Below are 8,851 nucleotides of genomic sequence, written 5' to 3'. Positions count from 1 at the left end.
GTGGTGACAGGAATCACAGGAGGAACTCGTCAGATGACCTATACTATATCAGACAATCGCAGGATCGGTGCTCAACTTTTTAAGTGGCTTAACGATGCAGCTAACTTCACCCATACCGCATTCTCACCAGGACAAGTTCGTGCTGTTACAGGTATTGATTTCCCGTCTAACAGCCTTTACAATGACGGCGCTTTTTCTCTCAACAACTATAACCATCATCTCGTTTTTGACATTATACATGGTATTGCCAGAAGTGAAGATGTTGCGTATCATGAATATGGGCACTTTACGATGTTCCGCCGCAACTCGTATCGTCCTCCCAATGCAGGAGGCCAGCACTTCTACGGCACTTTGATAGATCCTGGATTTGCCTGGACAGAGGGATGGCCTACTGCGTTCGCACAAGCTGTTCTTACTGACCAAACTTACAATGCTGGTAATTTTAGCTTTGTTCCTAACGTTGAGCTAGCTTATGACAATCGCTACGGATCATTTACTCAAAATAATCCTGGCGCCCATAATGAGTTTAGAGTATCATCTACAGTTAATGACTTTTACGACCTAAACGACGATGGTGATGATGACGCTGACAGAATTTATTCTTTGCATGAAGAGCTCGAGATAATTAGGATGAATAATATCGACAGCATCTACGAGTTCTACGACGCTGCCCTCGCCTCTGGGTATCTCACGCAACTGGAGAAGAACCGGGCGTCGAGGGTTATGGTCCAGAACGGGTTCCCGACCCCGATCCTCCCCGAGACAGCCCCTTTCAACGCGTACATCTCCGGCCCCTCAGCTCTCAACCAGTGGCAGAGCGGTACGTGGACGGCTAGCGCCTCCGGCGCCACGGGATCATACTCGTACCGCTGGTACAAGAGCGGCGGGGATACCGGGGTCACTTCCCGGTCGTACACCACGAGCGGTCTCTCGGACTTTGATCTCTCCGTGACTGTGACGAGTGGGGGACAAACGAAGTCAGCGTTCCAATACGTCTCCGTCGGGACCAACTGCGACCCGAGCCAAATCCTCTGCCCCGCTCTTCTCACCGCCGCGACTCCGACGGAGTTCGCCCTCCACGCGCCGGCGCCGAACCCGTCCCGTGGGACCGTCACAGTCCGGTACGACCTCCCGGAAGCGGCCTCCGTCCGTCTCGCGGTGTACGACCTGCTGGGCCGGGAGGTGGCCCTCCTCGCCGACGGCTCGGTAGAGTCCGGGTACCACTCGGCCCCGTTTGAGGCGCAGGGGCTCCCGGCAGGCGTCTACGTGGTCCGGATCGAGGCCGGTTCGTACGCTGAGGTTCGCCGGGTTACCGTCGTCCGCTGACACTGTCACAGAGGATGCCACTAATCGGCGGGGGGGAGAATCGGATACCCCCCGCCGCATCCGTACCGCACTACCGCAAGGTTCTGCTCTGGCTTCCGTCTCCCCAAAAGCTCCGGTGATGAACCGCCTCCCCCTCTTCGCCAGTTTTAAGCTCCTCCTTGTCAGCGCCGTAGTGCTTGCTCTACCCTCTTGTTCGCTCACAGATAGGGAGGCCCCGGAACCGCTCTCGTCCTTCCGGCTCTACCCGGAGACACCGCTGAGGTTCGACTGCGGGTCAAGCTCTCCCCTCTGCTCGTGGTCGGCCTCAGGCGCTCTCACAGATCTCTCGCTCCAGCGCAAAGGGGGAGACCAGCCCGGTTCGGGGTATGACTACCTCCGCCTCGTCTTCACCGCCGATGACACTACCCACGCCTTCGAGCTCCACGACCTCACGCCCAGTGACGTCCGGCTCGTCGTCGGTCGCCTGTACGATGTGGCGCTGGGGGTGGGTCCAACGTCCACCGGCGGGTACACATCGCTCCTCGTGACCGACGACGACGGCCTCGCCTTCTACGGGTCGAGCGTCCCAGCTCTCCCCGACGGCGGGACCCTCCCGCTCCTCGACGGGTGGGCGTTCGGGGTTGAGCCAGCAGAGTACGGATGGCGAGACGCGGGGTGCGGCCTCAGGGATACACCGCTCCGGCTCACCGTCGAGCACGAGGGCCGGCGGGTCAAGCTCGTCCAGGGGGAGTCGGTGCGGTTCAGCCCGCACACCGTCGAGGCTCGGGTGGTGAAGGAGTTCGACCTATCGGGCTACGACTGCACCGATCCCAACTTCATAGGTCTAAGCGTGATCATCCGCAGAGACGCTCAATAGTACTTCAGACGAACTTCCGGTAGGGGGGGTTATCGCAAGTATCGACCCACGGCGCCCCCTCTAGAAGCCCGGAATCGGCGTTGGCGTCAGGAGGCGTCTCTTAGGAACTGAGGCCGCGGCGAGATCTAGCCTCATCCGTTGCAGATCCGAGGTCCCGGAGGGCTGCCGATAATGCTGGCCGGCGGTACCTCAGAGGGGAGGAGGCGGCTTCCTTCTACGGCGTCCTACGTGTCTCGTAGAGCGCCGATCGTCCTGGCGGGTCCCCAAAGACGGGGCGAGTGCTCGGACGCGCTCAGCGGGGAGCTACGAGCCCCTGAGAGGCTAGAGCGTGTACGGGACGAGGATGAACGGGTGTCGCTCCGGCTTGAAGTCCTTCGTGTTCCGCGTGACGAGCTGGAGACCGTGGTGCTGAGCCGTCGCCGCCTGAATCGCGTCGGGGAGCTTCCACCGCTCCGTTCGGCGGAGCCTTCCAGTCCGCTCGGCGATGGCCAAGTCCATGTTTAGGAACGCGAACGTGCTCAGGAAGGCTGAAACGTCAGCGTGTCCGTCCTCCTCGGCTCCCGCGAGCACTTCGGCCACGGTGACGGCGGAGACCGCAAGGTCGGCGTGCTGGCCGAAGAAGGTGAGGGCCTCCGGCACCCGGTTCAAGCGGTCGATGACGATGACGGAGTCGAGGAGCATTAGCGGTCGGCCCCGGGTCGGTCGTCCCACTCGGTCCGAATGCGGACTTGGTACTCCAGCCCGTCCCCACCGGCCCAGTAGGGAGCGGCGGCCTCAGCCAACTCCCGGCGCTGCTGGATCAACTCGTCCTCCTGCTGGGACATGGTGGGGTACCCGCGGCCGCGGTCATCGGCCCTCTCGTTCAGGTTCTCGTTGATCCACCGGACGAGCTCGGCCCTCTCGCGGTCCGGTAGATCGGCGATGGCTCGTTCGATCTCTTGCAAGCTCATGGTCGGGTCCCGCTCTAGGTGTTGGTGCATTGTAGCCCGCCTGCGCTGCCTGTGCAATTGGACTCGGCCACGGTGTGTCTCGGGACGGACGGGGGCCGTTGGCGGAGCCGGTTATCCCCAAACTCACAAGACCTCGTGCTCCTACAGGAAGGGGTTTTATAGGAGTAATACAGGTTGGTGGGGTCTTAATGCGTAAGAAGGTGGGGTCTTAATGCGTAAGCCTACCCCAAAAGGCGGGGTTTTACCCTGGCAAGCTATTGTCCTGCAACGTTTTGTGGGAAGGTGGGGTCTTAATGCGTGGATAAGTCTCCCCGTCCACAGGTTGAGCGGCCCCTATTGGGCGGTCTAGGTCTTGCTGATCGAGGGCGCAGACGGATGCAGCCGGAGACGCCCGCGCGGCGTCTCGTAACGGAGCTGCGGCCACGCAGCGCGAATCTTCGTCAGCTCCCGCTTAGCAGAGCGGGCGAACTCTTTCCCTCCGGTGGGGCTGACGTAGGCGGAACCGAACTGCTTCTGCAACTGCTCCCAGGAGATGTTGACGGGCTGCTTCAGGTAGCTGACTCGGTAAGTGAGCCATACATACAGGTCGATGCCCAACGGGGAGCGCGCAAGCCCCCGTAGGATGTTCATATCAAAAGGAAAGGGCCGCTTGACGATCTCGTCGTAGAAGGGCTGCGAGAGCGTGATCGAGTGCCCTTCTAGGTCCCCCTGGTTGAAGTCCTCGTTGGTCCAGAACATCCGCACCATGTCGGCAAACTGGACGTTTTTGGAGCCGTATCCCTTCGGGCCGTTGTAGATGAACGAGACGCGGGCATTGAACAGCCGCCGCGCCTGCGTTCGCAGCCGTGTGATGCTCCCCCACCGTCCGCCGTGGGGGACGATATCGAGCTTGCCCATGAACTCCGCCAAAGAGTCCCCGAGGTAGATCTCCCGATTCCGAGTGCGGATCGCTTCGGCGATCACCCAGACGAGGAGCAGGCGCGGCAAGCTGCCTGCCGGAAGCTTCTCACCGATCCCAGCTTGGATGCCGACCGTGAAGTCCCCATTTTGAACCCCGACCTCTCGCAAGGCCGTCTCCTTGTGAGGGATCACGGCCTGCATCATGATCCGCGCCATGTAGCGCGTGTCCGGGTCGGTCTCTCCGAACCCGATCCCGAGTAGCTGGTCGATCTGCTGTAGCTGGGTTTTGCTCATGGGTGGTCCTCTCGATAGCGAGCCGGGGAAACGCGAGCGGTCCAGACAGGCGCGGTCAGCGCGGGACGTCCACCCCGTACTTCTCGAACAGCAGGCCGATGGCCTCGTGTAGGAGCGCCGTCTCGGTCGTGTCCCGCTCCTTCGCGAGGATGGCAAACCGGGTGGCCACCTTCTTCTCGACCCGGAAGTGCTTGCGTTTTACGTCGCTCGATGCATCTTTGCGTCTTGACACATCGGCGTCTTGACTCATAGCCGATCCCGCAGCCTCTTTCTCTTTCCGTTGCTTCGCCCCGACGAGGGCGGACAGATCGCGTTGCTTTGCCATTAGCTGACCTCCCATGCGAGGGCTTCTAGTTCGGTGAGAGCCTCACGGCTCAGAGCGCTCCACCCGTCGACAAGCAGGTTCGCATAAGCGGTCCGCCGGGTCAGGTGGCTCTCCAGCGGCGCGACCGGGACGGCGTCAAGCACCCGTGCCCGGTCGCGCCAAGCGGTGGTGTTGGCCCGGGTCTGGTTGAGGAGCAAGCGGGCACGCTCCGGCCGGTGCAGCTTCGCCGCCGTCTCGACAGCCTTGGCGACGTCGAGCGGCGCCAGAAGCAGCGGGATGACGACTAGGTCCGAACTCCGCTCGACCTCTGCCAACTCGGCGTCTGAGGCGCCGCCCTGCGTGTCGATCAGTACGTAGTCGTAGGTGTCTCCATCCTCGTAGTGCGCGAGGTTAGGGTGGCCAATGTGCTCCACAAAGCTGCTCGAACCACCGTCGAGTTCCATGTCCTGGACGGCCACGCGCTTCCGGGCGCGCTCGACCCAATACAGCGCGAGGGCGCAGACTGAGGTCGACTTCCCGGCGCCGCCCTTCTTGTTCACAAAGGAGATGACCCGCATAACCCTTCCGTCCGGTGAGTGAACGCAATGTACGGCACAGACGCCATTGCATCATTGCGCCAATGTGTCTTGGCGTCAGCTGCTTTTGGTTCGCTGGCCGTGTGCAGGTCCGGCCGAAGCGCTGTCGCCTCCCTCACCGCCCGAGGTCGTACCCCCGCTCGGCCTCCCGCGCCAGCGCCTTCGCCACCACGGCCCCGACCGACCGCGACACACCCGGCGCCGCCTTCTCCAGCATCTGCCGGTCCACGGGCTGGAGCGCCTTCCCCAGCCCCTCCACCCGCCCCGCCGCCACGTGCTCCCCCGGCCGCGCCGCCACCGCCGCTCGCGCTCGTTCGCGCGCCCCCTTCGCCTCCCTCAGCGCTCGCGGCGCCCGCTCCCTCTCCCGCTCCAGCGCCCGCCACCGCTCCCCGTACTGCGCCCCCTCCAGGGCCGCCCCCGACGCCGCCGCCCGGGCCGCGTCCGTCCGCCGCTCGACCGCGAGCCCCCCCCACTTCCGGTGCTCCGTCTCCCGGAGCCGCCCGAACCGCTCCGGCCGCTGCGCGAGCTCCTCGCACGCCCGCTCGAGCCCCTCCGTCCGGCTCAGCCGCACGAACAGCCGCTCGGCCCCGGCCGGGTCCTCGTACACCCCTCTCAGCCGGTCCCGGACCCCCTGCCACGCCCCGGCCACCTCCCGCTCCTGGTCCGCGAGCGCCCGGACCGACCCCTCGGCCGACCCCACCCGACGCCCCGCTCGCCCCGCCGCCGCCCGGAGCTCGGCCGCCACCTCGCGGTCCCGCTCGGCCCGGACCACGGCCTCCGCGTGCGGCGAGAGCCCCGCCGGCACCGGCCCCGTCCGCGCCTCGACCCGCGCCCGGTGCACGCGGAACCCCTCCCCGAACCGCTTCTCCAGCTGACCGCGCCCGCCGTTCCGGGCCACCGCCGACGCCTTCACCTCCCGGCCCCGCCCGTCGCGGACCACGAGCCCCCGCCCCTTCGCCCGGAGCACGTACCCCTCCTTCGCGAGCCGGCCCTCCAGGTCGTCCCACGTCTTCGCCCCCTCGAAGTCCCCCCGGAGGTCGGCCCGGGCCTGCTCCAAGGGCGGGCGCTCCCCCGTCCGCTCGGCCTCCCGCATCGCCGCCCGCTGCGCCCCCCGTGAGAGGCCCCTGGCGGGCCGCTCCTGGCCCTCCAGCCGTCCGAGCCGGCCCGGCACCTCCCGGAGCCCCCGCGCGCGCTCCTGGCCCCGCAGAGAGCGCTCCAGCCGCACCCGGTCCTGCCACCGGTCCCACGCCCGCCCCGTCTCCGGGTGGACCCGGTTGATCATCATGTGGACGTGGGGGTGCGAGCGGTCCCCGTGCGCGACGACCACGACCTCGTGCTCGTGCAACCCGAGGTCCCGGAGCGTGTCGCGCGCCACGCCCAGCATGACCTCGCGCGAGGCCGGATCGCTCGGCCCGCCGGGGAGGTCGGACGGGTCGAACGAGATCGACACGTGGTAGCACGGCTCGGTGCACCGGGGGTTCAGGTCCGCCGTCGCCTCCATGAACCGCGCCGAGCGCTCGACCGAGACCGACCCGTCCACCTCCCGGACCAAGCCCCGCCCCTCGACCCACGCCACGCGGTCCTCGGCCGGGACGTCGCCCTTGCCGCGCTCGAGGTACGACCCCAAGGCGCCGAAGCTGGCCCCGCTCGACGTCGACCCGATCACGGTGCCCCCCGGTCTGCCCGCCCCCGGCCGGCCGCCGTCCCACTCGCGGCCACACGGTCGGGGTGGTCGGGCTCCATGTCGGAGGCGATGAACGCGTCGCCCTCCGACCGCGGCGGGCTCACCCGGTCCATGGCCGCGAGCACGTTGGCCAGGCACGCCGCGACCTCCTCCGGCGTCACCGTCCCGCCCGCCCCGCCGAGCGCGGGGTCCGCCCCCCGCCCCGCCGCCCGGTCGGCCCGCGCCCGGTGGGCGAGCCGGACGAGCTGGTTCAGGTTCCGGCCGACCGCCTTCATCTCGCGGACGGCCTCGGCCCGCACGCCCCGCGGCCGCTCGGCCGGCCGCCGCCGCATCGTCGCCTCGCGGACGTACCGCGACGGGCTCACCTGCGCGTCCCGCGCCCAAGCCTCGACGCGCGCCCACTCCTCGGGGCTGAACCTCACCGACCGGACCACGCTCTTCTCGACGGCCATCGGACAAGCGCCGCTACCGGCGCGGGGGCGGGGTGGTGGTCTGTGGGTCCTAGCTCCCGGCGTTGAGCGCCCGTCGCGAAACGCCCACCGGGCTCCCCAACCTACGACGGTCTGGGCAGCGCGCCCACGGCCGGATGTGTTACATCCACTTGCTCGCATCAAATCGCATCAAATCGCGCGGATATGAGAGAGCTGCCGTCATACAGGACACAGCTCCCGCTTCGCTGAGGGCAATCACCTGGAGTTACAGGATCCATCTCAGCAGGTTGAAGGGAAAAGTTTCGGGATCCAGTTGCAATGACCTCCGCGCTCCCTACACTCGCCTCCTTCCGACGTAGCGCCTGCAAAACCCAGCGCCTACACGCCCCCTCGTCGTCCGCGACCCCACCACTCCACCGACGACCATGACACCCTTCGTTAAGACTGTCTCCGTAGCCTCCTCTCCGCTCTCGCCCTCGGGGGCACCCGCCCCTCGGAAGCCCAGTCCCTCCCCCCGGCCGCCGAGGTCGTTCTCCCTGACGGCTCGGTCACCTCGGGCGGTAGTCTTCCCCTCGACATCGTCCTCCAGGGCGACCTCTCTGACGTCACGGTCACCCTCACAGAGCAGGCCGACTCCGACACGCCCAACGCCTCCAAGGTCAAGAGCAAGCGCGCGCTCGGCCAGACCCGCAACAAGGAGCGGAAGCAGGTCAGCCTCGACCTCCCCAAGGAACTCCGGCGCCTGTCGAAGCGGAAGCTCCCGAAGCGGAGCCGGACCGACGTAGACCCCGAACCGAACGTGGTCGTTGTCGAGGTCACCGGCACGCTCCCCGATGGGACTCCGGCATACAGCGCGGAGGTGCTCACGTTCGTCCCGGCCGAGCCGGGGGAGAAGCCGAAGGCCTTCCGGGTCGTCCGACTCTCGGAATACCTCGCAGAGCAGGGCGGGGAGCCGGGGTCCCTCTACCTCGTCCCCCTCGGCGTCCCCACTCTGGGGCAGGGCGAGCCGGCGGAGGCGAAGCCGGGCGTCCGTGGAGATCGGTACATGGACGCCGACGGCGCCGTCCGCTACGACAGCACCTCCTCAGGGGCGAACGGCCAAGGCTCGCAGGGGGGCGCCTCGCAGAGCCGGTCTAGCTCAGGCACCACCGCCTCGGCGAGCGCGGCCGGCGTGACGACCGTGAACGTGAGCGGGTACGTCTACTACACCGACTACGCCGGTGTCATCCGCCCGCTCCCGTTCGTCGAGGTCGCCGTGTGGGAGGACGACGGGAACTCGGCGTTCGCCGCGCTTAACAACATCCTCGTCACGAGCTCGACTGGGTACTACTCGACCACCGTCTCCCACGATGACGGGGACGGGTCACTGGAGCTGTTCCTCGAAGTCCGGTCGGTCAACAGCCGCGTCCGCGTCGGGAATGGTTACTTGAGCGGGAAAACATTCTGCGAAAGTGGAAACAGCTACTGCGGCCTCGCACTAGCTAGCAACCAGTATTCATGGCGCGGACCT

The 8,851-nt window shown here is 66.3% G+C and carries 10 protein-coding genes; 3 read left to right on the top strand and 7 right to left on the bottom strand.

Annotated features, from left to right (window positions below; all coding sequences use genetic code 11):
* Together RQM47_RS16745 and RQM47_RS16740 are read left to right on the top strand one after the other, a co-directional pair.
* On the top strand, nt 1–1,326 hold a 1,326-nt coding region (locus RQM47_RS16745), incomplete at its 5' end, for a T9SS type A sorting domain-containing protein (protein WP_314009829.1).
* A gap of 118 nt (nt 1,327–1,444) precedes the next feature.
* Nucleotides 1,445–2,182, top strand: a complete 738-nt coding sequence (locus tag RQM47_RS16740) for a hypothetical protein (protein ID WP_311665870.1) — start codon at nt 1,445–1,447, stop codon at nt 2,180–2,182.
* A 321-nt stretch (nt 2,183–2,503) separates the two neighbouring features.
* On the opposite strand, the gene RQM47_RS16735 is transcribed toward RQM47_RS16740, so the two are convergent.
* The 7 genes from RQM47_RS16735 to RQM47_RS16705 form a co-directional block, all read right to left on the bottom strand.
* Nucleotides 2,504–2,863 carry a PIN domain-containing protein gene (locus RQM47_RS16735; protein WP_311665868.1) on the bottom strand — a complete coding sequence of 120 codons (360 nt, stop codon included), beginning with the start codon at nt 2,861–2,863 and terminating at the stop codon, nt 2,504–2,506.
* Nucleotides 2,863–3,132: a hypothetical protein gene (locus RQM47_RS16730; protein WP_311665866.1), complete on the bottom strand. Its 270-nt coding sequence runs from the start codon at nt 3,130–3,132 to the stop codon at nt 2,863–2,865. Before RQM47_RS16730 ends, RQM47_RS16735 begins: the two co-directional genes overlap by 1 nt.
* A gap of 345 nt (nt 3,133–3,477) precedes the next feature.
* Nucleotides 3,478–4,326: a replication protein RepA gene (locus RQM47_RS16725; RefSeq protein ID WP_311665864.1), complete on the bottom strand. Its 849-nt coding sequence runs from the start codon at nt 4,324–4,326 to the stop codon at nt 3,478–3,480.
* Between the two features lie 55 nt (nt 4,327–4,381).
* Nucleotides 4,382–4,558, bottom strand: coding sequence for a ribbon-helix-helix domain-containing protein (locus RQM47_RS16720; RefSeq protein WP_314009827.1), 177 nt, complete (start codon nt 4,556–4,558; stop codon nt 4,382–4,384).
* 92 nt (nt 4,559–4,650) lie between these two features.
* Entirely contained in the window at nt 4,651–5,208 is a 558-nt protein-coding gene (locus tag RQM47_RS16715; RefSeq protein WP_311665860.1) for a ParA family protein, read from the bottom strand.
* A gap of 133 nt (nt 5,209–5,341) precedes the next feature.
* Nucleotides 5,342–6,892: a relaxase/mobilization nuclease domain-containing protein gene (locus RQM47_RS16710; RefSeq protein WP_314009826.1), complete on the bottom strand. Its 1,551-nt coding sequence runs from the start codon at nt 6,890–6,892 to the stop codon at nt 5,342–5,344.
* Nucleotides 6,889–7,362: a plasmid mobilization protein gene (locus RQM47_RS16705; protein WP_314009824.1), complete on the bottom strand. Its 474-nt coding sequence runs from the start codon at nt 7,360–7,362 to the stop codon at nt 6,889–6,891. The genes RQM47_RS16710 and RQM47_RS16705 overlap by 4 nt, the downstream gene beginning before the upstream one ends.
* A 778-nt stretch (nt 7,363–8,140) precedes the next feature.
* Here RQM47_RS16705 and RQM47_RS16700 point away from each other — a divergent pair.
* A partial coding sequence (locus tag RQM47_RS16700) for a hypothetical protein (RefSeq protein WP_314009822.1) occupies nt 8,141–8,851 on the top strand: 711 nt, incomplete at its 3' end.

The sequence above is a fragment of the Rubrivirga sp. S365 genome (genome assembly GCF_032248475.1).
In the GTDB taxonomy this organism is placed as follows: domain Bacteria; phylum Bacteroidota; class Rhodothermia; order Rhodothermales; family Rubricoccaceae; genus Rubrivirga; species Rubrivirga litoralis.
Note: the sequence above shows the minus strand (reverse complement) of the source record. Positions and strands in the feature narration are given on the sequence as shown.

Excerpts from the sequence above, each read along its gene's own strand:
- RQM47_RS16740 (WP_311665870.1), top strand. The coding sequence starts at position 1,445 with ATGAACCGCCTCCCCCTCTTCGCCAGTTTTAAGCTCCTCCTTGTCAGC.
- RQM47_RS16735 (WP_311665868.1), bottom strand. The coding sequence starts at position 2,863 with ATGCTCCTCGACTCCGTCATCGTCATCGACCGCTTGAACCGGGTGCCG.
- RQM47_RS16730 (WP_311665866.1), bottom strand. The coding sequence starts at position 3,132 with ATGAGCTTGCAAGAGATCGAACGAGCCATCGCCGATCTACCGGACCGC.
- RQM47_RS16725 (WP_311665864.1), bottom strand. The coding sequence starts at position 4,326 with ATGAGCAAAACCCAGCTACAGCAGATCGACCAGCTACTCGGGATCGGG.
- RQM47_RS16715 (WP_311665860.1), bottom strand. The coding sequence starts at position 5,208 with ATGCGGGTCATCTCCTTTGTGAACAAGAAGGGCGGCGCCGGGAAGTCG.
- RQM47_RS16705 (WP_314009824.1), bottom strand. The coding sequence starts at position 7,362 with ATGGCCGTCGAGAAGAGCGTGGTCCGGTCGGTGAGGTTCAGCCCCGAG.